This is a genomic window from Streptomyces sp. AC512_CC834 (assembly GCF_019049325.1).
Taxonomy (GTDB): Bacteria; Actinomycetota; Actinomycetes; order Streptomycetales; family Streptomycetaceae; genus Streptomyces.
Map to the genome: position 1 here is coordinate 36,500 of NZ_JAGMUO010000021.1, position 23,253 is coordinate 59,752.

Below are 23,253 nucleotides of genomic sequence, written 5' to 3' on the forward strand. Positions count from 1 at the left end.
GATTTTACGGGTGGTCGACCGCGATCGGCGCCGAGCCGTCGGCCCTCTCGCCCGCTGCCGCTGCCGCTGCCGGTTCCGGTGACGGTGCCCCCCTGAGATAGCGGACGAGCATGGCCACGAGTTCGTTCTCGAACCGGGGGATGTCGATGGGGTCGGGCTCGGCGATGAGCTGGTGGACGACGAGTTCGACCGTGGACACGGCGAGCCGGGCTGCGACGTGGGTGTCCGCGACGCGGACCTCCGGATGCTCGTCGAACAGTTTGTGTACGTAGTCGACCAGTTCCCGCTGCTGCCGGGAGATCCTCTCGATCAGTTCGGGGGACCGGGGCGCCTGCTCGAACATGACGCGCAGCAGGTTCGGGTCGTGGCGGTGATTGTCGATCGCCGTCCGCACATGGGCACGGAGGATGCCTTCGAGCGAGTCCGGCAGACCTTCGGACCGGCGGCGCCGGACGGCGGTGATCCCCGTATCGAGGTGCCGGGTCAGCAGCTCGACGAGAATCGCATCTTTGTTCGGATAGTACTGGTACAGCGAACCGATCGAGACGCGAGCCCTCTCGGCGATCCGGTTGGTGGTCCCCGCGGCATAGCCGTACTCGGCGAAAACGTGAGCAGCGGCGGCCAGGATGCGCTGCCGGGTGAGTTCCGCCCGGACCTGACGGGGCTGTTTACGTGGCTGGAGTCCGCGTCGGTCCGATGTCATGGCGCCTCCTGGACAGGCTCTCGAAAGCGAGTAGCCAACGAACTGAATAATTGCTCACAATAGTGCCATGACCTGCGAACTTCGGAAGGAGTTGTCGTGACGCAGACCAGCACACGTCCGCGGCGGTTGGCGCCGGAGGAGGTCCTCGCCCGGCTCGGGGCGCCCGACCTCATGGCCAAGGCCAAGATTCTCGACCGCATCGACGAGCACTTCCATCGCTTCATCGCTCATTCGCCCTTCGTGGCGATGGCCACGGCGGACGCCTCGGGCCACGCCGACTGCTCACCCCGGGGCGACTACCCCGGCTTCGTGAAGGTCCTCGACGAACACACCCTCGCGATCCCCGACCGACCCGGCAACAAGATCGCCGACTCGTTCCGCAATCTCGCCGAGAACGACGGGATCGGCCTGTTCTTCCTCATCCCCGGAGTGCGGGAGACGCTGCGCGTCAACGGCCGTGCCTACGTCACCGACGAGCCCGACGTACTCGCCCGGATGCAGACCGAGGCCAGGGCGCCCGAGCTGGCGCTCGTCGTGGAGGTGGCGGAGGCCTACGGCCACTGCGGCCGCGCACTCATCCGCTCCCGGCTGTGGGACCCCGCCAGTTGTGCCCTGGCCGACGAGATGCCCACCGCGGGGGAGATGTTCACCGCCCAGCTCGGCCTCGACATCGACCCGCAGGTGCTCGACCGCGGCCTCGAGGACAGCTACCGCAAGCTCTACTGACCGGGCGAGACAGGTGACCGGGCGAAACGTGACAGGTGAAGCACTGATGCAGCAACAGACCGTCGTCGACCACATCGACCGGGTCGCCGAAGACGTCGTCTCCCTCGTCCTGCGCGGAGCCGACGGCCCACTGGAACCCTGGGAGCCGGGCGCCCACGTGGACCTGGCCCTGCCGAACTGGCTGACCCGGCAGTACTCGCTGTGCGGGGACCCGGCGGACCGCGAGACCTACCGCGTCGCCGTCCGGCACGCCCCGCTCAGCCGCGGCGGTTCGGAGTACGTCCACCGCTTCCTGCGCCGGGGCCGCCCACTCGACGTGTCGCCGCCGCGGAACCACTTCCCGCTCCTGCCCGCGACCGAGTACCTCTTCCTCGCCGGCGGCATCGGCATCACCCCCCTCCTGCCGATGCTGCGGGCCGCGGCCGGGGAGGGCGTCCCGGCGTCACTCGTGTACGCGGGGCAGTCGGCCGAGACCATGCCCTTTCTCGACGAACTGCGCGCCCTCGACGGCGTCCGGGTCCGGATCGTCGCCACGCGGGAGCAGGGCAGGCCGGACCTCACCGCTCTCGCGTCGGCGCTGGATCCAGGCGCCCTCGTCTACTGCTGCGGCCCCGCGTCCATGCTCGCGGCGGCACAGGCCGCCTTCCCCGCCGGACGGCTCCACGCGGAGCGGTTCCGCCCCACGGCCAGGTCCTTCGCCCCCAACACGCCGTTCGAGGCGGTGTGCGCCCGTTCGGGGCGCACGGTTCAGGTACCGGCCGACGAATCGCTGCTGGACGCGCTGAACCACGCCGGACTTCCCGTGGCGGCCGGCTGCCGCGAAGGGGTCTGCGGCAGTTGCGAGGTCGCCGTCGTCGACGGCGAACCCGAGCACCGGGACGACATCGGAGCTCCCGCGGGGCGCATGTACGCCTGCGTGTCCCGCGCCCGCACCCCACGCCTCGTGGTGGACCTCTGAACAGAAGGACGTAGAAGGAAACAGAAGGACGGAAGGCCGATACCGCACATGCTGCTTCCCAAGGTACGCACGCCCGAATCGCGACGCATGATCACGCTGGAGGTCCGTAGAACGGAGCGGCTCACTCCGACTTTCACGAACGTCACGCTCGCCGGACCCGAACTCAAGCACCTGACCCCCATGGGCTTCGACCAGGGCGTGCGGCTGTTCTTCCCCCGCGAGGGACAGCGGGAGCTGAGGATGCCGAGCCGTTCCAACGGGACGTGGATGGCGGAGCTGCTCCTGCTGCCGAAGTCGCGTCGGCCGTGGGTACGCAACTTCACCGTCCGGCGCGCCCGGCCGGAATCGGACGAGGTGGACATCGAGTTCGCCCTGCACGGCGACACCCCGGCCGCCGACTGGGCCCTGCGCGCCCGGCCGGGTGACCCGGCCGGCATCTACGACCTGGGAATGACCTACCTTCCGCCGGCCGACGCCGAGTGGCAGTTGCTCGTCGGCGACGAGAGTGCCGTACCGGCGATTCTGGCCATCCTCGAGGACGCTCCCGCGTCGCTGGTCGCGGAGGTCTTCCTGGAGGTGCCGGGCACCGCGGACTTCCGTGCGGACATCACCGCTCCCGAGGGCGTCCGCGTGCACTGGCTCGCCAGGGACGGCGAGAACCGGCCCGGCAGAGCCGCACTCGAAGCGGTCAGAGCGGTCAGAGCGGTCGGAACGGTCGGAACGGTCGGAACGGTCAAGGAGCCGCCCCTGCGTCCGGGCCGGTCCTACACGTGGGTCGCCGGGGAGTCGGGGCTGGCCACCGGCCTGCGCCGCCACCTGGTGAACGACCGCGGCGTGCCGAAGTCCGACATCGCGTTCTTCGGGTACTGGCGGCACGGCCACTCCAGCCCGGGCTGACCACGGTTGCAATGGCCTATCGGTCTAGTTATAGTCTATAACTGAACCGAGAGGTTGAAGCGTTCGAGCGTCAGGTACTGACGACTGACGCACCAACTGACGCACCCGTCCCTCCTGACACAGAGGAGAACCGCCGTGATTCATCACCAGATCCGCCTCGCCATGCGCCCTGACGCACCGCAGGACAAGGTCGAGGAGGCGATCGACACGCTCCGCAGGATGGGGCGCGAGATCGACGCCGTCGAGTACTGGACGGTCGGGCGCGACGTGGGCGGAGACTTCGACTACGGAGCGATGTTCGCGATGAAGGACATCGAGGCCTACCGCGCGTACATGCACGCTCCGCTGCACCGGCAGGTCGACGAGATCGGGCTGCCGCTGGTGCAGCACATGGTCTCCCACGACCTGACCGACGACGAGGACCCGGCCACGGGCGACCTCATCCGGCAGATCCACGCCGAGCGCTTCGCGGGGGACCCGGGCCTCGTCGCCCTGATCGAGGGACTCGGCTCCTACGACGGCAGCAGCGCGCCCGGGCGGGGGGAGGAGCCGGGCACCTCCGACCAGGACAGGTCCTAGTCCAGTCCTAGTCCGTCCCCAGCATCGCCAGCGCCCTGCGGGCCACCTCCCGGCCGACGGGCAGGGACGCGGTCGCCGCGGGCGACGGCGCGTTCAGGACGTGCACCGCGTGGGCGCCCTCCTTGATCAGGAAGTCGTCCACCAGCGTCCCGTCCGCGAGCACCGCCTGTGCCCGTACGCCGGCCGGCGCGGCGACCAGGTCGCCTTCCGTCACCGCCGGCAGCAGCCTGCGTACGGCCGCGGTGAACGCGCTCTTGGACAGCGACCGTCGCAGCTCGCCCGCCCCGTATCTCCAGTGCCTCCGGGCTATCCGCCACGAACCCGGCCAGGCCAGGGCCGCGCCCAGCTCGCGGGGGCGCACCACGCCCCAGTCGTAGCCCTCGCGGGCCAGCGCCGGAACCGCGTTCGGCCCGAGGTGCACGCCCCCGTCGATCCCGCGGGTCAGATGCACCCCGAGGAACGGGAACGCCGGATCCGGCACCGGATACACCAGGCCCCGCACCAGCTCGGGCCGCGCCAGCTCGTAGTACTCGCCCCGGAAGGGGACGATCCGCATGCCGGGGTCGTCCCCGGTGAGCCGGGCGATCTCGTCGCAGTGCAGCCCGCCGCAGTTGACCAGGACCCGGGCCCGGAGCACCTCCCCGGCGCCCGTGCGCACGGCGACCCCGAGACCGGGGCGCCGGTCGATGCGGCGCACCTCGGCGCCGTAGCGGATCTCCGCGCCGGACGCACGGGCGAGCTGCCGGGCCACGCCTGCGTAGTCGCAGACGCCGGTGGTGCCGACGTGTATGGCGGCGAGGCCGCGCACCTCGGGCTCGTACTCCTGGATCCGGGCGCCGCTCAGCTCGCGCACCGGTATGCCGTTCTCCCGGCCGCGCTGCACGAGGGCGTGCAGGCGGGGCAGCTCGGCGCGGTCGGTGGCGACGATCAGCTTGCCGGTGACGGCGTGGGCGATGCCGTACTCGGCGCAGAACTTGACCATCTCGGCGGCGCCCCGGACCGCGTAGCGGGCCTTCAGCGAGTCCGGGCGGTAGTAGACGCCGCTGTGGATGACGCCGCTGTTGCGGCCCGTCTGGTGCCGGGCCGGACCCGGCTCCTTCTCCAGGACCGTGACACGGGTGCCCGGCGCGGCGCGCGTGATCGCGTACGCCGTCGACAGGCCGATGATTCCGCCGCCGATCACCAGCACGTCGCAGTCGTAGCCTCGCAACGCGCCGATGCTCCGCGCGATCCCGGTCCGCGCTCGTTCCATCCCCGGCCCACCTCCCGGCTTCGATAGTGCACTGCGCCACTGACAATGCCCTCAAACCCGGAAGGGGGCGGTGGATCAGGCCGGAGTCACGCGCGGGGTCACGCCGGGGTCACCAGCAGCGGCCTGGCGCGCTCGCGCAGCTCCACGACGCGCGGCTCGTCGCCGTACGGCTCCAGGCGGTGCAGGAGGTCCTTGACGTACTCCGTGGTGCGGGCCGAGGAGATGCGGCCGGCCACCTCGACCGCCCGCACACCCTGCTCACAGGCCGCGTCCAGATTGCCGGACTCCAGCTCCGCCACCGCCGAGACGACCAGTCTGAGGCCGTGCGAGCGTACGAACTCCTCCGTCGGTTTCGACAGGGCCTGCTCGGTGAAACGGCGCACCTGGCGTGGTGCCTTCAGGTCGCGGTAGCACTCGGCCGCGTCGGCGGCGAACCGGTCGTAGGAGTAGAAACCCAGCCACGTCGGATCGCTGTCGCCGGAGCGGGCGCGCTCCAGCCAGCTCTCGGCGGACTTCAGGGCGGCGCCGGCCGCCACCGCGTCGTTCGCCCGCGCGTGGGCGCGGGCCTCGACCAGGCGGAAGAAGCTCATGGTGCGGGCCGTGGCCAGCCCGCGGTTGCGCTCAAGGGCGGCCTGGGCCAGGTCGACGCCCTCGTCGCCGAAACCGCGGTAGGTGGCCTGGAGGGACATCGACGCGAGGACGTAACCGCCCAGGGGTACGTCCGCCGCGGCGCGGGCCAGGCGCAGGGCCTGGATGTAGTACCGCTGGGCCGCCTCCTGCTGGCCGGTGTCGAAGGCCATCCACCCGGCCAGCCGGGTCAGTTCGGCCGAGGCGCCGAACAGGGCGCGGCCGACCTCGTCGGAGTAGGAGCCGAGGAGCAGGGGCGCCGCCTCGACGCGTAAGCACTCGGGGACCATCGACGAACGCCAGTCGCCGCCCCCGTACTTGGAGTCCCAGCGCCTGGCGTCCTCGGCGGCCTCGCGCAGCTTCAGCACATCACTGTGGCCGACTTTGAGCGGTGCGCCGGAGCCCTCGGCCGGGCTCACGTCGCGCGCCACCGAGCTGTCGGCCGGGGTTATCAGCCATCGTGAGGCGGGTGTCGCATATGCGCTCACCGCGAACGAACCGGCGAGCGACTGCCAGATGCCGCCGCCGGTCCGGCGGCCGGCGAGGTCGAGACGGTACAGCTCGGTGGCGGACCTGACCGCCTGGCCGACGTCCCGGGGGAAGGCGAGGCCCACTTCGGGGGCGGGATCCGCGTCCGCCAGGCCGATCTCGTGGAGCGGCACCGGGCGGCCGAGCTTCTGGCCGATGGCGGCGGCGATGAGGTGCGGCGCCGCACCCTGCGGCACCATCCCCTTCGACACCCAGCGCGCCACCGACGTCTTGTCGTAGCGAAGTGTCAACCCGCGTTGGGCGCCAAGGTCGTTGACGCGCCGGGCGAGCCCTGCGTTGCTGATTCCCGCGAGGGCGAGAACGGCGCCGAGCTTTTCGTTCGGCCCGCGTTGCTCCCTGGACATGCGCCACCCCTCGACACAGACGGCTGCCGCGCTGGCATAACCACGCGGCATTCGTAAACCCAGCGTAGTTCGCCGCATCCCAGGCGTTAAGAGGCATTGTTCCGGATGGCGGGATTGTGGTCCGCACTGAAGTGCGGTGCCTGCACGGTCTGTTGTCACGTGCTCCCGGTGTGTGGCCGTGCGCCCGCCCGTGCGCTCTTCTCCGGCCATGGGGGGAGCGGTTCCATGGGCGTTGCGTGGGTCGGCCCGCTGTACTGGATCCAGTGGGCTGGGGGACGCCGCCGCCTACATCCCCGCGGGCGGCGGACCGGTCCGGGGGGCGGGTTCCGTCCCCCGGACCGCGCACCGCCCGCAGGCTGTCGGACGGTGCGCGAAATCTGTACGGAGCGTATTCGGAACGTATTCGAACGTGTCTGCGTGACGCCGATTTGGCTGAAAATAGTCCCCGGTGAATCCGGGGTACTACCGCCCTCACCATGGAAGGTGAGGGCGCGTTGGGTAGCCAAAGGGCGCGTTACGGGGGCGCATTCGCGTCGTCTTCACTCCCTCGGAGAGCCGCCGAAGCGCGGCGGAGAGGGAGCGGAGAGGGAGTCGACGCCCTCGCGTGAGTTTCCGCGCGGGCGCACTCGTGGGAGCTCATGCGGCTCCGCCGACGCTCTGTGGCGCGCCCTTCATGGCAGCATGGGGAACCAGTTCGTACGGTGCACTGGTTGTCCCCAGCCTGTGGAGGCGTCGATGCGGTGGTTGGTGGGGTGGAGCAGCGCCGCCGTGGGAGCAGCCGGGATCGCCGGAACGGACGGCATGGCGGCCGGCTCCGCGGGCGCCACCGGCTCCGTGCACGGCTCTGTGCCCGGCTCTGTGCACGGCTCTGTGCCCGGCTCCGCGGGTGCCACCGGCTACGACGGCGAGACCGTGCAGCCCGTCGGCGCCCAGCCGTTGTGGGGCGACCCCGATCCCCTGTGGGCGGTCGGCGACTGGCGTCCCGACGAGGTGCGCGTCGTCACGGCCGACCCGCAGACCCGGATCGCCGTCCTCGGCATCTGCGGCGCGAGCGACGAGCAACTGCGGGTCGCGCTGTTCGCCGCGCGCGGCGGCGCCCTGCGGCATCTGACGGCGTGGCCCGGCAGCTACACGGCCGTCGTCCAGGTGGGACGGCGGATCACCGTCTGCGGCGATCTCGCGGGCGCGCGGCCGGTGTTCCACACCCCCTGGGCGGGCGGCACCGCCTACGCGACCGCCGCGCTGCCGCTGGCCGACCTCGTCGAGGCCAACCTCGACTTCGGCCACCTCGCCGCGCTGCTCGCCACGCCCGACGTGCCGGCCGCGCTGGACGACTCCACCCCGTACGACGGCGTGAAGCGCGTTCCGCCGGGGCATGCGCTGATCCTGCGCGCCGGGGCGCGCGAGATCGCCGGGTACGAGCCGGTGGCCTCGCTCGCCGTCGCGGCGCCCTCGGCCGACCCCGACCGCGCGGTGGACGGCGTGCGGGACGCCCTGGTGGAGGCGGTGCGCACCCGCCTCGCCGCGCCGCGGCACGTCCCCGGGGACGGCATCGACCCCGGGCCGGTCCCGGGCATGGGGCCCGCGGAACGCCGTGCGGCGCGCGGCATGCCGGTGCCGGGCATCGGGGCCGACCTGTCCGGCGGCCCGGCCTCGGGCACGCTGGCACTGCTGGCCGCCGGGCTGCCGGGGATGCCGGGGACCGTGCTCGGGCACGGCACCGGGGCCGGGGAGCGGCTGCTGGCCGTCACCTTCAACGACCTGGCCGTCGACGGGCAGGAGTCCGAGCTGGCGCGGGCGGGCGCACTGGCCGCCAACCCGCGGCTGCACCACGTGGTGGTCACCGGCGGCGAGGACATGCTGCCGTACGCCGCGCTGGACGGGCCGCTGACCGACGAACCGGGCTCGTCCCTGGTCGCCGCCGCACGCCACCGGGCGCGGCTGGCGGCGGGCAGCGCGGACCACTTCACCGGGTACGGGGCGCGGCAGGTCCTGGACGCCCATCCGGCGCGGCTGGCCGACCTGCTCATGGACCGCAAACGGCGCCATCTCGTACGGCCGGTCGCCGCGCTGGCCAAGGCCGACGGGTCGGTACTGGTCCCCGCGCGCGTGTACGCGGCGGCCCGGCGGCTGGCGCGCACGCCGTACCGGAGCGGGCTCGAGGTGCTCTCCGAGCGGTTGCTGCGCAGACGCTTCGACGCGCTCGGCGACGGCGCGATGGACGCGTCGCTGGCCGCGCTGACCTGGGCCGGAGCCGGTCCGGCGGCGCGGTGGCTGACCGGCGAGGCACTGGCTGAAGTATCGGTTCGCCTCCAGACGTCCTCGCAGCGGTCCGGGGTCGGTCCCGGGCAGCGCCCCGGTGACTTCCGGGCCCGGGCGGCGCTGGCGCGGCAGGCCGCGGACGTGCGGGTGCTGGAGCAGGCCGCCGAGATCCGCTTCCAGCGGCTGCACACGCCGTTCCTCGACAACCAGGTCGTCCGCGCCTGCCGCGCGCTGCCGGAGGCGCTGCGGGTGCGGCCGGGGGCGCGGGCGGCGATCCTGCGGACGGTGCTGGAGGGGGCGGGGGTGAGCGAACTGCCGAGCGGCTGGGGAGCGCCCACCCAGGCGGTGGCGGCCTCCGCCGCGCGAACGGGGCTGCGGGCCTCCGCGGACTCCCTGCTCGTGCTGTTCGACACGCCGCTGCTCGCGGAGGCGGGGCTCGTGGAGGCGCGGGTCGTGCGCAAAGCGGTGCGCGCGGCCGCCGCGGGCGAGCCGCTGCCGCTGGACGGCCTGGCCGACCTCGTCTCCCTCGAGCTCTGGCTCCGCCGCCTCCTCGCCCGCCGCGGCACCTGCTGGACCGGCACCCCGGCCCGCCAACGCGCGGTACCCGCGGGCATCGCCCCGCAACGGGGCGCACTGGGCGGCGCGGGAACGGTCGCACGCCGGGGCTGACGCGGGTGCCTGCGGCGGCCTGTGCGGGGTCGGTGGGGGGCGCGTAGCGCGTTCGGTTCGGTGGTGGGTCGGGGCCGCGCCGGGGGGTGCCCGTCCTCGGAACGGCGCGGAATCGGTCGGCCACAGAAGCGGGACGCGTTGACGCGCCAACCGCTGCGGGCGGACACCCCCGACACGCCCCCTTCCCGCCGTACGCGTCTCTCCACCCGCTCGCTCTCCACCCGCTCGCTCTCCACCTGCTCGCTCTCCGCCTGAGCCCGTCCGCCGTACGTGGCGCTCCGCCGTAGCCGCGGGCAGTCGCCCTCCTCCCCCCGCAGTTGCGGGCAGTCGTGCCGCTGGGGCGGCGCCGTCCCAAAGAGAGCGGCACCCGGCCGGCGCCGGGCCGCGTCACCCACCCCCGGCCCGCACCCACGCCGGGCGTCAGTAGGACGCCGAACCACACCCGCACCCACGCCGGGTGCCCGGAAGCCGCCGGTGCGGGGACAATGACCCCGTGCGGTACAGAATCCTGGGCGTGGCCCAGACGGAGGACCACGGCACCGTCGTCACCCCCGGCGGGCCCCGCCTTCGCGCGCTGCTCGCCGCCCTCGCCCTGCGTCCCGGCCACGTCGTCACGCCCGCCACCCTGATCGACGAGGTCTGGACGGACGAGCCGCCACAGGACGCCCCCGCCGCCCTCCAGGCCCTGGTCGGCAGGCTCCGCCGTACCGTCGGCAGGGACGCCGTCGTCTCCGCCCCCGGCGGCTACCGGCTCGCGGCGACCCGCGACGACGTGGACCTGTTCGTCTTCGAGCGCCTCGTACGGGAAGGCACCGCCGCCCTCGAACGCGGCGACGCCGCGAGCACCGCCCGGCACCTGGACGAGGCACTCGGCCTCTGGCGCGGCCCCGCCCTCGCCGACCTCTCCGGGCACACCGCCCGGCCCGAGGCCCTGCACCTGGAGGCGACCCGCACCCGCATCGAGGCCGGACTGCGCCTGGGCGACGCCCACGACGCCGTACCGCGGCTGCGCGAACTGACCACAGCGCACCCCTACGACGAACCGCTGCACGCCCTCCTCGTCCGCGCCCTGCGCGCCACCGGCCGCGACGCCGACGCCCTCGCCGCCTACGAGAGCGCCCGCCGCGCCCTCGCCGAAGGCCTCGGCACCGAACCCGGCCCCCGCCTGCGCGCCCTGCACGCCGAACTGCTCGGCGCGCAGACCGCGGGAGGGCACGCTCCGGCACGCGAGCGGACTTCCGCACCCGAGCGGACTCCCGCACCTGAGCGGACTCCGGCACCCGAGCGGACTCCGCCACCGGAACGAACTCCGGCACGCGAGCGGACCCCGGCACCCGGGCGGACCCCGGCACCCGGGCGGACCCCGGCACCCGGGCGAAGGGGCAACATCCGCCCCCGGTTGAACTCCTTCGTGGGGCGGGAACTCGAACTCGACGCCATCCGTTCCGAATTGCACACGGCCCGACTCGTCACCCTCACCGGACCCGGCGGCTCCGGAAAGACCCGCCTCGCCGAGGAGGCCGCCGCCCGGCTCCCCCAGGCCTGGCTGGTCGAGCTGGCCCCGCTCGACCGCCCGGAGGCGGTGCCCGGCGCGGTCGTCAACGCCCTCGGGCTGCGCGAGACCGTGCTGGTGACCGGCGACCGGCCGACCGTGCAGGACGACCCCGTCGCCCTGCTCGTCGAGTACTGCGCCTCGCGCAGCCAACTCCTGGTCCTTGACAACTGCGAACACGTCATCGGCGCGGCGGCCCGGCTCGCCGAGACCCTGCTGACCCGCTGCCCGGGCCTCACCGTCCTCGCCACCAGCCGAGAACCCCTGGGCGTCCCCGGCGAGTCGGTGCGCCCGGTCGAGCCGCTCACCCCCGACCAGGCGCACCGCCTCTTCACCGCCCGCGCGACCGCCGTACGTCCCGACGCGGACGCCGTACTGCGGGACGAGGAGGCGGTCGCCGAGATCTGCCGCCGCCTCGACGGGCTGCCCCTCGCCATCGAGCTGGCGGCCGCCCGGCTGCGGCTGCTCACCCCACGCGAGATCGCCGACCGCCTCGACGACCGCTTCCGCCTGCTCACCTCCGGCAGCCGCACCGTCCTGCCCCGCCAGCAGACGCTCCGCGCGGTCGTCGACTGGTCCTGGGACCTCCTCGACGAGGCGGAACGCACGATGCTGCGCGAGCTGTCCGTCTTCGCCGGCGGCTGGGACCTCGAAGCCGCGGAGGCCGTCGGCACCGGGCCCGCGGCAGACCTCGTCGGCGCCCTCGTCGACAAGTCCCTGGTCATCGCCGATCCCGGCACCCAAGGCACCGGCATGCGCTATCGCCTGCTGGAGACCATCCACGAGTACGCCGACGAACGCGCCGCCGAGGTGCCCGGCCTGCGCGCCGCCGCCGAACGAGCCCACCGCGCGTGGGCGCGCGCCCTGGCCGAGGAGGCCGACCCGCAGCTACGGTCGGCCGCGCAACTGCCGTACATATCCCGCCTGGAGACCGAGCACGACAACATCCGCGCCGCCCTCGACCGCTCCCTCACCGCGGGCGACGAGGAAGAGGCCGCGGCCCTCGTCCTCGCCATGGGCTGGTTCTGGTGGCTGCGCAACTACCGCCATGAAGGCGTCACATGGCTGGACCGGGCCCTGCGCCTGGGGGTCGCCCTGGACGCGGGCGGCGCCCAGGTGCCGTCGAAGGACGTCCTCGCCCGTCGTACGGCCGCCGCCGACCCCGTCGAGGCTCTCCTCGCCGTCCCGGAAGACGACCGGCGGCACCCGCTGCACTCGCAGCGCATGCGGGTGCGGATGATGCACATCCTCCTCACCTTCGAGGCCGGGCCGGGGGACAGCCTCCTGGACGTGCGCATGCGGCGCTACGTCCAGCGGGTGCGGGACCACTTCGCGGCGGGCGGGCCGGAAGCGGCCCGGATGCCCGGCCTCATCTGGCCACTGACCGAGTTCTTCGTCAGCGAATCGGGCGACGTCCGGCACTCCATGGCCGCCGCCGTCGCCAACTGCCGTACCTACGGAGGCGAGTGGGAGATCGCCGCCTGCCTCATGTTCCGTGCGCACGCGGTGGTCGACACCTCGGGCGACCTCACCGGCGTCGACGACGACCTGGCGGAACTGCGCCTGCTCAGCCGCCGGGTCGGCGACCGCCTGGTGGAGGCCCAGGTGTGCAGCGCCTTCGGCGAGGCCGCCATGGTGCGCGGCCGCTACAAGGAGGCCAGGGCCGAGTACGAGGAGGCGCTGCGACTCGCCGAGGAGGTGGGCGCGTTCGCGGAGTCGCCGTTCCTCGTCGCCCGGCTCGCGGAGATCTCCTACCGCGAGGGCGACCGCGGCACGGCACTCGCCGTACTCGACGAGGCCGGCGCCGCCGCCGACCGGTACGGCGTGGTGGACTCCAAGGCCTACGTTCTGATGCTGCGGGCCGGACTCGCCGTGGAAGACAAGGAGTTCGCGCGGGCGCGCGTCCTGTGGGAGGCGGCCTGCGAGCAGTGTGAGCGCGGCACGCCCCCGCCCCAGTTCCTGGCGATGCTGGGGCTGGTGGACGCGCTCGTGACGGCGGGCGAGTCGGGCCCGCGGCCGGCCTTGCCGCTGCTGGCGGACACCGTCCGCAGGGCAGTCGAGGAGGGGTGCGCCGAACTGGTCACGGCGACCCTCGCGGACAGCGCGGCGGGGCTGCTGTGCGAGCTGGGCGACCACGCCCGCGCGGTGCGGCTGCTCGGCGCGGCCGGACACTGGCGTGGCGACCGGCCGCGCCCCATGCCGGACCGCGTGCACGCCGAGCGGGCCGACTCCGCCGCCCGCGCCGCCCTCGGCGCCGAGCGGTACGCCGTCGAACTGGCCCGGGGAGCCGATCTCACGACGTGGGACGTGGTGGGCGAGCTGGACGAGGCGGTGCGGGCCGACCGCCCGCGGCAGCCGGTCCCACAGGCACCTACGCGCAGGTGAAACGCGACTGCGCCCAGTCCGCGAGCGCCACCGAGTCGAAGGGGCCGTGCGGCTCGGTCACCAGCCGCAGGGTCTCGCGCCCCGCGATGTCCACATGGACGGGCACTGCCGGGTCCCCGCCCTTGACCATCCCCGAGCTCCACACCCGCACGCCGTCCGCGTACACCGAGAAGTGGACCTTGCCGAGCTTCATCGTCAGGTCGTCGACACCGGCCAGCGCGTCGTAGGACGAGCAGTCACGGTTGAGGTCGATGGTGGCCGAGGAGCGCCCGTTGACGGTGACGCCGTGCGCGTACCGCACGTCGTCGATCGACAGGGCGGAGCGCTGCCACACCCAACTGCTCCCGGCCAGCCGCATCTCGGGGCCGGTGCCGTCGCCGGTCACGTCGTATGCCAGCTCGCTCCACTGGTAGACGGTCGGGGCGGGCGGCGGCGGAGGAGGAGGCGTCGGGGTGGGGGTCGGCGTGGGCTTCGGGGGCGGTGTCGGGGTCGGTGTCGGCTTCGGGGTGGGCGTGGGCGTCGGGGTCGGCGTCGGCTTCGGAGTGGGGGTGGGCGTCGGGGTCGGCTCTGGCGCTGCCGCGGGTACGTGCGGGCGGGGTGGCCGCGTCGAGGGCGTGGGGGTGTCCGGGGCGGGCTGCGCCACCGGCGAGGAGGCGGGCGGGGCGGCCTTCGGCGGCTCCTTGTCCGGGGCGTCGTTGCCGGCCAGCGCGAAGACCAGCGCCGCGGCGGCGGCCGCCGCCACCACGCCGGCGGCGATGCCCGCCTTCACCGGCGCGCCCAGCCCCTCGGAGGCCGCCGCACCGCCCCCGGCGCCCGCTCCGCCGGACGTACCGCCGCTCGCCGCGGCCGCCGCGCCGGCGGCTCCGGCGCCCGCGCCCCCGGCGATGAGTCCCGCCGCCTTGGCGTACCCGGCGACACCGAACCAGCCGATGACCGCGACCGGCACCACGGCGGGAATGCCGCTCGCGACCTCCTGGATCTGGGTGGCGGCCAGCCGGCACCTGGCGCACTCCTCCAGGTGCTTGCGCAGCCCGCGTTCGGCCCGGATGCGCAGCCTGCCGCGCGCGTACGTGCCGAGCTGGTCGGCGTAATGGGCGCACTCCTCGTCGGCGACCAGGGCGTCGCTGACGTGGGCCTGGAGGTAGGCCTGCTTCAGACCCTCGCGGGCGCGGCTGGCGAGGACGCGGGTGCCGTTGGCGTCGAGTCCGAAGAGCATGGCCACCTCGCTGGGCGACTCGTCCTCGACCTCGGTGTGCCACAGCACGGCCTGCCACCGCTCCGGCAGCGACCGGAAGGCCCGCATGGCCATCGACTGCTCGGCGTCGTGCATGGCGCGGACGTCGGCGCCCAGCTCCAGGGTGTCGTCGTCCGGCACCTTGGCGGTGTGCGCGGCCTGCGCGGCGAACACCGCGAAGTCCTCGACCAGTTGCTCCCGCCCGGCCGACCGCGTCCAGCCGGCGGCGACCCGCCGGACCGCGGTGAGCAGGTAGGCGCGTACGGCGTGCTCGGGCCCCGAACCGCCGCGCACCGCCTGGAGCATGCGGGCGAACACCTCGGCGGTGAGGTCGTCCGCGGTGTGGGCGTCGCGGCAGCAGGTGCGCGCGTACCGGCGCACCGCGTCCGCGTGGCGCCGGTACAGCTCCTCGTAGGCCGTGTCGTCGCCCGAGCGCATCCGCCCGATCAGCTCCGCGTCGGACGACGGCAGCTCGCGCGGCGGCGGCAGGATGCCGTCGTCGTAGTCGTACAGGGCACGCGGCGGCGGCAGGACGCTGTCCTCGTGCAACTCGCGCTGAGCCGGAACACCGGCCCCCGCCCGCCCGTCACCTCCGCCCCGCCCCACGAGCCCGTCGATCCCGCCCCGCCCCACCCACCCGTCACCTTGGACGGCACCACCATCCCGGCCGTCCTCGGCCCGTCCGCCGCGCCCGTCGCGTTGGGTGGGAGTGCCACGCCCGTCGTCTTGGGCGGGATCACCCCGGCCGTCGTCTTCGGCCCGTCCGCCCCGGCCGTCGCGTTGGGTGGGAGTGCCCCGCTCGTCTCCTTGGGTGGGACCGACACGTCGGTCGTCTTCGGCCCGTCCGCCGCGCCTGTCGCCTTGGGCGGGGCCGCCATGCCCGTCACCTTGGGTGGGGCCGCCGCGCTGGCCGTCCTCGGCCCGTCCGCCGCGCCCGTCGCCTTGGGCGGCACCATCCCGGCCGTCGTCTTCGGCCAGTTCGCCCCGGCCGTCGCGTTGGGCGGGGGTGCCACGCCCGTCGTCTTCGGTGTGAGCGCCGCGCCGGTCGTCTTCGGCCCGTTCGCCACGCCCGTCGCGTTGGGTGGGACTGCCGCGCCCGTCGCCTTGGGTGGGACCGCCACGCCCGTCACCTTCGGCGGCACCACCACGCCCGTCGCCCTGGGCGGGACCACCGTGACCGCCGTCGTCGGCGGGATCCCCGGGGCCGCCCCCCTCGGTCGGCCGGTCGCCCCTCGCGGGTACGCCGTCCCGCCGGACCCGGGCCGGGCCGCCCTGGCCCGGCACCTGCGGCGAGTCACCCGACCGGGTCTCGTCGGCCTGGGAGTCACCGGCCCGGGTGTCGCCGTTCCCGACGTCACCGGGCCCGATCTCCCCGTCACCGAGTGACCCGTCCCGCCCGTCAACGCTCATCGCGGAAAGCCCCCGCCGCCTGCCCAGCCAGTCCGAACACCGGGTCAGCGTGCCATATTGGCTTTTGTTCAGGACCCCCCTGGGTCGACCATCACTCGTCCGTGGGGACTTGCCGTGCCGCGGTAATAACGCTCAGCCGTTCGGGGAAGGAGAAGGTCCCCGCCCCGACGGGCGTCACACCGGCCGCGACCGCAGCCCCTCCAGCAGGATGTCCAGCAGCCGTGCCGAGGCCGCCGCCTGCTGTGCCGGGTCCGGAAGCGAAGGCGCCGCCGTGGCTATCACCAGCAGCACGTCCGACACCGACACGTCCGGCCGCAGCTCACCCGCCGTACGCGCCCGCTCCACGAGCCGCCCCACGACCTCCAGCAGCGCCGCCGCTCCGTCGTCGCCCGCCAGGGAAACAGGCCCGTCGGCCGACGCACCGGCTGCCGACATACCTGCGGTCGCACCGGCCGACGCACCCGCCGTCGCGCTCTCCTCGGGCACCAGCCGCAGCTCGCCGGTGCCCGGCTGTATCCGCTGCTGCGGCACCCGCGGATCACCGGCCGCCGCCACCCCGCCGTCACCGTCGTCCGACACGCCGACCCGCAGCACCTGCGGCGGCAGCAGCCGGCCGGCGCCCGAGGCCACCGACGTCCGCAGGAACCGGGACAGCGCCGACCACGGCTCGTCCTCCTGCCCGAGCGCCGTACGGGCCTGGTCGGTCAGCCGCGCCGTCTCCTCCTCGGCTATCCGCCGCACCAGGACGTCCTTGCTCGGAAAACGCCGGTACACCGTGCCGACACCGACCCGCGCGCGCCGCGCCACGTCCTCCATCGGCGCGCCGTACCCCAGCTCGCCGAACACCTCGCGCGCCGCGCGCAGCACGTGCTCCAGATTGCGCTGGGCGTCCACGCGCAAGGGCGCGCTCCGCTCCGCGTCGCCGCGTGTGCCTCCGGACGCCGCAGTCATCGCACCACCGGGCGCGACAGCCGACGCGGACGACCAATGAGAGTCCTGAACATGCATAGACAATCCCCCGGTAATGACGTCTCCCCCCGGAGACTCCCCGCCATCGAAAGCCGGAGTGCGCGGAACGGGCCCGGTTCAGCGGCCCGCCCGTCGCGGACCCCATGAGCACATCCCCCTACACCCCGTCGGAAAGAACATAGTTGAGCGGGGGTCAATTCAGAAGGGGCACGTTCCGCACGGAGCGCCCCCCGATCGGAGCACGGAACACATACGCCCCGAATGTGCCGCCCTCCACCCCCGCACTCACCCCCACTGACCTGCGCGACAGCCCCGTAACGCGACGATTCGCCCGGCTCCGCCCCGCGACGATCTCCGGTCACACAAATCGACGAGCCTGTGGACAAACGCAGGCGCCGGGTGCGTCATGGGATGGTGAAGGAACGTGCGCGCATTCTCGTTGTCGGTGGTGGCTACGTCGGGATGTACACGGCCCTGCGGCTGCAACGGAACCTCAAGGGCGAACTCCGGCGGGGCGAGGCCGAGATCACCGTCGTCACCCCCGCCCCCTACATGACGTACCAACCGTTCCTCCCCGAGGCGGCGGCCGGATCCATCTCCCCGCGGCACGTCGTCGTGCCCCTGCGCCGCGTCCTGGGCCAGTGCGACGTCGTCATCGGCGAGGCACAGTCCATCGACCACACGACGCGCACCGCCACCATCAGCACCCTCGCCACCGACGAGGAGAAGACGGGCGCCCGCCGGCTGACGTACGACGAACTCGTCCTGGCGCCCGGCTCCGTCTCCCGCACCCTGCCCGTCCCCGGGCTCGCCGACCACGGCGTCGGCTTCAAGACCGTCGAGGAGGCCATCGGCCTGCGCAACCACGTCCTCGAACAGATGGACATCGCCTCCTCCACCCGCGACCCCGCCATCCGCGACGCCGCCCTCACCTTCGTCTTCGTCGGCGGCGGCTACGCGGGCGTGGAGGCCCTCGGCGAGCTGGAGGACATGGCCCGCTACGCCGCGCGGTACTACCACAACGTGACGTCCGAGGACATGAAGTGGATCCTCGTCGAGGCCTCGGGCCGCATCCTGCCCGAGGTCGGCGAGGAACTGGGCCGCTACACGGTCACCGAACTGCGCCGCCGCAACATCGACGTACGCCTGGACACCCGCCTCGAGTCCTGCGCCGACCGCGTCGCCGTCCTCAGCGACGGCTCCCGCTTCCCCACCCGTACGGTCGTCTGGACGGCCGGCGTCAAACCCCACCCGGTCCTCGCCGCCACCGACCTCCCCCTGAACGACCGCGGCCGGCTGACCTGCACCGCCCACCTGTCGGTCGACGGCGCCCCACACGCGTGGGCGGCCGGAGACGCCGCCGCCGTCCCCGACGTCACCGCGCCCGAATCCGGCCGGGAATGCGCCCCCAACGCCCAGCACGCCGTCCGTCAGGCCAGGGTCCTCGGCGACAACGTCACCCACGCCCTGCGCGGCGAACCCCTCGACACCTACGCGCACAAATACGCCGGCTCCGTCGCCTCTCTCGGCTTCCACAAGGGCGTCGCCCACGTCTACGGGCGCAAGCTGAAGGGCTACCCCGCGTGGTTCATGCACCGCGCCTACCACCTGAGCCGGGTCCCCACCGTCAACCGCAAGGCGCGCGTGCTGGCCGAATGGGTCATCGCCGGACTCTTCAAACGGGAGATCGTCTCCCTGGGTTCACTCGAACATCCACGGGCGGAGTTCGAACTCGCGGCCGGTGGAAAGCCTTCTCAGGAGCCACCGCACAACCCGAAGGGGTCGTCCTGACCGGACTCCGGAACTCCCGCGGCCACTGAGGCGTCTGACTGAGGCGTCTGACGGATGCCGACCCGGCCGGCACCCTGCCAGACTGGTCCACCACCGCGGGTGCGCCGCCGCTCGCCCCGGCACGGCCCCCGGGGCCCCGGCCGGTCCCGGCCCGCACCGGGTCTCCGGCCGCCGACCACTACACGAGGCAAGGATTCGTGAACTTCACGCGCTGGAGCGCCCGACTCCCCGGAACGCAGCGCCGCGCCGCGGCGCGGACCGACACGACGGTCTCCGCCGACCGGCGGGGAGACGGCTCCGTACCCGCCGCCCGCGCCGAACGGCTGACCGACGAGGCCCCGCCCGTCCCTGCCGTCCCCGCCGTCCCCCGCGTTGACGAACTGCCCGTGCGCGACGTCCTCGACCGCGTCCCGGCCCTCGTCGCCCTCGTCCACGGCCCCGAGCACCGCCTCGCCTACGTCAACGACGCCTACGTCGCCGCCTTCGGCACCCGCGACCTGGGCGAACGGGCCCGTGAGGCACTGCCCGAACTGGACGCGCCGGGCCTCTTCCCGCTCCTGGACCAGGTCCAGCGCAGCGGCAGGCCCCGCACCCTCAAGTCCCGCAAGGCCCCCGACGGCCGCTCCTACACCTTCACCTGCACCCCGGTCACCGACACCGACACCGACAGCGGGAACGAAGGCGGCGGTGGCGGCCGCGGCCGTCGAGGCGTCCTCGTGTTCGCGACCGACGTCACCGACCACGCCGAGGCCGCGGGCCGCCTCCGCGCCAGCGAACGCAGCCAGCGCGAGACCGCCGTCACCCTCCAGCGCTCCCTCCTCCCGCAGGAACTGGAGGAGCCCGACGACCTGCGCGTAGCCGCCACCTACCACCCCGGCGGCACCGAGGCCGCGGTCGGCGGCGACTGGTACGACGTGATCACCCTCGGCGGCGGCCGCACCGCCCTCGTCATCGGCGACGTCATGGGCAGAGGCGTCCGTGCGGCCGCCGTCATGGGCCAGCTCCGTACGGCGGTCAGGGCCTACGCCCGCCTCGACCTGCCCCCGCACGAGGTGCTCCAGCTCCTCGACGGCCTCGCCACCGAGATCGACGCCAACCAGATCGCCACCTGCGTCTACGCCATCCACGACCCGAACGAGGGCCGACTGGTCTACGCGTCCGCCGGACACCTGCCCATCCTGGTCCGCGACGAGAACGGCACCGTGCAGCGCGCCGACGAACCCACCGGCCCACCGCTCGGCACCGGCGGCTGGATCCACACGTCCGGCTCGATCGCCCTGCCCCCCGGCTCCACGGCCGTCCTCTACACCGACGGCCTGGTGGAACGCCGCAACGAGGACCTCGACGAGGGCATCGCCGGCCTCGAGCGCGCCCTGTCCGGCGCGACCGGCACCCCGCAGGTGGTCTGCGACCGCCTGGTCCGCTCGGCGGGCGTCACCCCGGACCACGACGACGACGTCGCCGTCCTGGTCCTCCAGCACCCCGCCCGCAAGGGCGCCGAGGCCGAGCTGTTCCGCAACGCCGCCCTGGAACTGCTCGGCGGCGTCGAAGCGGCCCCACGCGCGCGTGCCTTCGCCTCCGGCGTCCTCACGAGCTGGCGCTTCCCCACCGACCTGCACGACCTGGGCGTCATGGCCACCAGCGAACTGGTCGCCAACTCCCTGCAGCACGGCACACCCCCCATGCGGCTGCGCCTGCGCCGCACCGACCGCCGCCTGATCATCGAGGTGACCGACGGGGACGACCACCTGCCCAGGCGCCGCCGCGCGGAACCGGGGGACGAGTCCGGCCGGGGCATCGCCATCGTCGCCACGATCGCCTCCAACTGGGGGTCCCGGCGCACACCCGGCGGCGGCAAGGCGGTCTGGTGCGAGTTCGTCCTGCAGAAACCGTGAGCCGGGGCGGCCGGCGGCGACCCGCCGCGTCCACCCCGGCCCGTCGGCCCGTCGGCCCGCCTCACGCCTCCGCGGCAGCCACCGCCTCGACCGGCGCCCCGCCCTGCGTGACCACCCGGCTCCTGCCGAGCGACGGCTGATTCTGTACGTCCGTGAGCTGCCGCCCCAGCCGCACCGCCAGCACCGTGATGCCCAGCGAGACCAGCAGGAACGCCACGATGTACGGCGCGTGCAGCGAGGCCCCGAGCGGCCCGCCCACCGCGGGGCCGATCGCCAGCGCGAGCTGCTTCACCAGGGCGAAGGCGGAGTTGTACTGCCCGGCAAGACCGGTCGGCGCCAGATCCGCCACCAGCGGCGCCAGCGTCGGCGACAGCATCGCCTCACCCAGCCCGAACAGCGCGTACGTCGAGATGAACGCGGCCGTCGCCATCGCCTGGCTGCCGTGCCCGAGCCCGGCGTACCCGGCCACGGCCCACGCGACGGCCCAGATCAGCCCCACGGCGGCGATCACCCGCGAACGCCTGCGCCGCTCCACGAACCTCAGCACCGCGAACTGCGCGACCACGATCACCAGCGTGTTCGCGGCCAGCGCGGTCCCCAGCGTGGAAGGGGAGATCCCGGCCGCCTCGACGCCGTACGCGCTCAGCCCCGACTCGAACTGCCCGTAGCAGGCGAAGAACAGCACGAAACCCAGCACGCACAACTGCACCATGGCCCGGTTGCCGAGCAGCCGCTTCCAGCTCCCGCCGCCCGCGGCCTGCCCCGGCGCCTCCTCGATCCGCGGCGCACGCGGCGCGCGCACGGTCGCCATGACGGCGACCAGCACCAGGAACATCGCCGCCTCGACGGCGAACAGCAGCGTGAACGACGAGGGGTTCGTGGTGTCGACCAGATGCCCACCGATGAGCCCGCCGACGCCGAGGCCCAGGTTCTGCAGGAAGAACTGCGTGGCAAACGCCCGCGACCGGGTCTCCGACGATGAGCAGTCCACGATCATCGTCGCGAGCGCCGGCTGCATCACGGCCTGCCCCGCTCCCAGCGCGGCGGCGGACAGCAGCACCGTGGCCGCCGAGGCCGAAAGCCCGAGGCTCAGCGCGCCGAGCGCGGCGGTGACCAGGGCGACGAGCAGCACCGGCAGCGGGCCGCGCCGGACGATGGCCCGCCCGGCGAACGGCAGCACGATCAGCGCGGCCACGGCGAAGACGGCGAGCACGAGGCCCGCCGTGACGGAACCCAGTCCCCGTACCTGCGCCACATAGACGTACAGGTAGGGGACGGTGAAGCCGAGTCCGAACGCGCTGAGTGCGTTGCCCACGTGGATCCGGCGCATCGCCGCGCCCATTGCCCTGGTCACGTTCACCCTCTCTTGATCTCTCGGGATCGATCACTTCAGCCGTTAGAGCTGAAGACTTAGAAGCTAAAGTTCGAAGGTAAAGAGTACATAGCGAAGGACTTCAAAGCAAAGGAGCTGCGTGCCATACTGCGGACATGGGCGACACCCCCGGCGCCGGCGAGCCGACACTCGAAGAGCAGATCGCCGCCTACCAGCGCGAGTTCCAGGACCTCGACCCACAGGTCGAGAAGATCGTCTCGGCGCTCTCCCGCCTCAACCGCCGTATGAACGTCGCGTACGGCCGCCAGACCGCCGAGCTGGGCATCAGCAACACGGACTGGGAGGTGCTCAAGGCCCTCGTCCTCTCCGGCGCCCCCTACCGACTGGGCCCCGGCGACCTCGCCAAGCGACTCGGCCTGACGCCGGCCGCGATGACCCACCGCATCGACCGCATGGTGACGGAGGGGCTGGTCACCCGGGAGCGCGACGAGTCCAACCGGGTCCGGGTTATCGTCGCGCTGACGGCGGACGGGCGCCAGAAGTGGCTGGAGGCGATGCGTCTCGCCACGGTCTTCGAAGAGGACCTGCTCCAGGACCTCTCCGCGGACGACCGGACCGCGCTCGGCGAGGTACTCACCCGGCTCCTGCGCAGGGTGGAGCACGCGCAACCGGACGCAGGCGGCCGGCTCAGCGACCTCGATTAAAGATCTTGACAGCGGCGTTTGACAGCCCCCTACGGGATCCGTAGAGTTCTCCGGGTTGCCACGGGACCGTAACGGTTCTGCGGTAGCGCCTCCCGCCGCATCAGCGGCACCCAAACCACCAGCACGATCCCCCAGTGGGAAAGGCTTCGGCATGTCCGAATTCAATTCCGCTTGGAACTCGTCGGCCCGATCGACCCCGATTGGGAATCGCCGAGAGGGTCCGCTAAGGTTTGAGACGTCGGAACGGCCCAACAGCCGGGACGACAACCCCCTCTGACGGGGAATCAGAGCCCGAAAGGATCTGATACAGTCGGAACCGCCGGAAAGGGAAACGCGAAAGCGGGAACCTGGAAAGCACCGAGGAAATCGGATCGGAAAGATCTGATAGAGTCGGAAACGCAAGACAGCAGGATA

The 23,253-nt window shown here is 73.3% G+C and carries 16 protein-coding genes; 10 read left to right on the forward strand and 6 right to left on the reverse strand.

What is annotated here, in order from left to right:
- Positions 1 to 4: 4 nt before the first annotated feature.
- On the reverse strand, positions 5 to 703 hold the full coding sequence (locus tag KUM40_RS07955) for a TetR/AcrR family transcriptional regulator (protein ID WP_217164336.1): 699 nt from the start codon (positions 701 to 703) through the stop codon (positions 5 to 7).
- 96 nt (positions 704 to 799) lie between these two features.
- Here KUM40_RS07955 and KUM40_RS07960 point away from each other — a divergent pair, with 96 nt between their 5' ends.
- The 4 genes from KUM40_RS07960 (at position 800) to KUM40_RS07975 (ending at position 3,863) form a co-directional block, all read left to right on the forward strand.
- The gene (locus KUM40_RS07960) at positions 800 to 1,429 is read left to right on the forward strand and encodes an MSMEG_1061 family FMN-dependent PPOX-type flavoprotein (RefSeq protein WP_217164338.1); all 630 of its coding nucleotides are present in this window, start codon (positions 800 to 802) and stop codon (positions 1,427 to 1,429) included.
- Between the two features lie 46 nt (positions 1,430 to 1,475).
- Positions 1,476 to 2,387 (forward strand): PDR/VanB family oxidoreductase, encoded by a 912-nt coding sequence (locus KUM40_RS07965; protein ID WP_217164340.1) that lies wholly within the window; start codon positions 1,476 to 1,478, stop codon positions 2,385 to 2,387.
- Between the two features lie 48 nt (positions 2,388 to 2,435).
- Positions 2,436 to 3,284, forward strand: coding sequence for a siderophore-interacting protein (locus KUM40_RS07970; RefSeq protein ID WP_254394754.1), 849 nt, complete (start codon positions 2,436 to 2,438; stop codon positions 3,282 to 3,284).
- 135 nt (positions 3,285 to 3,419) lie between these two features.
- Entirely contained in the window at positions 3,420 to 3,863 is a 444-nt protein-coding gene (locus KUM40_RS07975; RefSeq protein ID WP_217164343.1) for a Dabb family protein, read from the forward strand.
- 7 nt (positions 3,864 to 3,870) lie between these two features.
- Here the strand turns inward: KUM40_RS07975 and lhgO are convergent, their stop codons facing one another.
- On the reverse strand, positions 3,871 to 5,115 hold the full coding sequence (gene lhgO, locus KUM40_RS07980; protein WP_217164345.1) for an L-2-hydroxyglutarate oxidase: 1,245 nt from the start codon (positions 5,113 to 5,115) through the stop codon (positions 3,871 to 3,873).
- Between the two features lie 98 nt (positions 5,116 to 5,213).
- Positions 5,214 to 6,635 carry an MFS transporter gene (locus KUM40_RS07985; RefSeq protein WP_217164348.1) on the reverse strand — a complete coding sequence of 474 codons (1,422 nt, stop codon included), beginning with the start codon at positions 6,633 to 6,635 and terminating at the stop codon, positions 5,214 to 5,216.
- Positions 6,636 to 7,370: 735 nt separating this feature from the next.
- Here KUM40_RS07985 and KUM40_RS07990 point away from each other — a divergent pair.
- On the forward strand, positions 7,371 to 9,566 hold the full coding sequence (locus KUM40_RS07990) for an asparagine synthase-related protein (protein WP_217164351.1): 2,196 nt from the start codon (positions 7,371 to 7,373) through the stop codon (positions 9,564 to 9,566).
- Between the two features lie 493 nt (positions 9,567 to 10,059).
- Entirely contained in the window at positions 10,060 to 13,503 is a 3,444-nt protein-coding gene (locus KUM40_RS07995) for a BTAD domain-containing putative transcriptional regulator (RefSeq protein ID WP_217164354.1), read from the forward strand.
- Here KUM40_RS07995 and KUM40_RS08000 read toward each other — a convergent pair.
- On the reverse strand, positions 13,490 to 15,370 hold the full coding sequence (locus KUM40_RS08000) for a sigma-70 family RNA polymerase sigma factor (protein ID WP_308401084.1): 1,881 nt from the start codon (positions 15,368 to 15,370) through the stop codon (positions 13,490 to 13,492). The two genes, KUM40_RS07995 and KUM40_RS08000, sit on opposite strands and share 14 nt — an antisense overlap.
- 12 nt (positions 15,371 to 15,382) lie before the next feature.
- Here KUM40_RS08000 and KUM40_RS08005 point away from each other — a divergent pair, with 12 nt between their 5' ends.
- Positions 15,383 to 16,123, forward strand: a complete 741-nt coding sequence (locus tag KUM40_RS08005) for a hypothetical protein (protein ID WP_217164355.1) — start codon at positions 15,383 to 15,385, stop codon at positions 16,121 to 16,123.
- Positions 16,124 to 16,321: 198 nt separating this feature from the next.
- Here KUM40_RS08005 and KUM40_RS08010 read toward each other — a convergent pair whose 3' ends face one another.
- A complete protein-coding gene (locus KUM40_RS08010) occupies positions 16,322 to 17,155 on the reverse strand; it encodes a TetR/AcrR family transcriptional regulator (RefSeq protein WP_217164358.1) in 834 nt (277 codons plus the stop codon).
- Between the two features lie 372 nt (positions 17,156 to 17,527).
- Here KUM40_RS08010 and KUM40_RS08015 point away from each other — a divergent pair, with 372 nt between their 5' ends.
- Both KUM40_RS08015 and KUM40_RS08020 read left to right on the forward strand, forming a co-directional pair.
- Positions 17,528 to 18,907 carry an NAD(P)/FAD-dependent oxidoreductase gene (locus tag KUM40_RS08015; protein ID WP_217164361.1) on the forward strand — a complete coding sequence of 460 codons (1,380 nt, stop codon included), beginning with the start codon at positions 17,528 to 17,530 and terminating at the stop codon, positions 18,905 to 18,907.
- Positions 18,908 to 19,104: 197 nt separating this feature from the next.
- Positions 19,105 to 20,802, forward strand: coding sequence for a SpoIIE family protein phosphatase (locus tag KUM40_RS08020; RefSeq protein ID WP_217164363.1), 1,698 nt, complete (start codon positions 19,105 to 19,107; stop codon positions 20,800 to 20,802).
- Positions 20,803 to 20,863: 61 nt separating this feature from the next.
- Here the strand turns inward: KUM40_RS08020 and KUM40_RS08025 are convergent, their stop codons facing one another.
- Positions 20,864 to 22,144 (reverse strand): MFS transporter, encoded by a 1,281-nt coding sequence (locus KUM40_RS08025; protein ID WP_217164383.1) that lies wholly within the window; start codon positions 22,142 to 22,144, stop codon positions 20,864 to 20,866.
- 146 nt (positions 22,145 to 22,290) lie between these two features.
- On the opposite strand from KUM40_RS08025, the gene KUM40_RS08030 reads away from it, so the two are divergent.
- Positions 22,291 to 22,839 carry a MarR family winged helix-turn-helix transcriptional regulator gene (locus KUM40_RS08030; protein ID WP_217164366.1) on the forward strand — a complete coding sequence of 183 codons (549 nt, stop codon included), beginning with the start codon at positions 22,291 to 22,293 and terminating at the stop codon, positions 22,837 to 22,839.
- The last annotated feature ends 414 nt before the right edge of the window (positions 22,840 to 23,253 follow it).

Bases quoted from the DNA above. Each gene is read 5' to 3' on its own strand.
- KUM40_RS08010 (WP_217164358.1), bottom strand. From the start codon at position 17,155: ATGCATGTTCAGGACTCTCATTGGTCGTCCGCGTCGGCTGTCGCGCCC.
- KUM40_RS08030 (WP_217164366.1), top strand. From the start codon at position 22,291: ATGGGCGACACCCCCGGCGCCGGCGAGCCGACACTCGAAGAGCAGATC.
- lhgO (WP_217164345.1), bottom strand. From the start codon at position 5,115: ATGGAACGAGCGCGGACCGGGATCGCGCGGAGCATCGGCGCGTTGCGA.
- KUM40_RS07970 (WP_254394754.1), top strand. From the start codon at position 2,436: ATGCTGCTTCCCAAGGTACGCACGCCCGAATCGCGACGCATGATCACG.
- KUM40_RS07990 (WP_217164351.1), top strand. From the start codon at position 7,371: ATGCGGTGGTTGGTGGGGTGGAGCAGCGCCGCCGTGGGAGCAGCCGGG.
- KUM40_RS07965 (WP_217164340.1), top strand. From the start codon at position 1,476: ATGCAGCAACAGACCGTCGTCGACCACATCGACCGGGTCGCCGAAGAC.
- KUM40_RS08015 (WP_217164361.1), top strand. From the start codon at position 17,528: ATGGTGAAGGAACGTGCGCGCATTCTCGTTGTCGGTGGTGGCTACGTC.
- KUM40_RS07955 (WP_217164336.1), bottom strand. From the start codon at position 703: ATGACATCGGACCGACGCGGACTCCAGCCACGTAAACAGCCCCGTCAG.
- KUM40_RS08025 (WP_217164383.1), bottom strand. From the start codon at position 22,144: ATGGGCGCGGCGATGCGCCGGATCCACGTGGGCAACGCACTCAGCGCG.
- KUM40_RS07985 (WP_217164348.1), bottom strand. From the start codon at position 6,635: ATGTCCAGGGAGCAACGCGGGCCGAACGAAAAGCTCGGCGCCGTTCTC.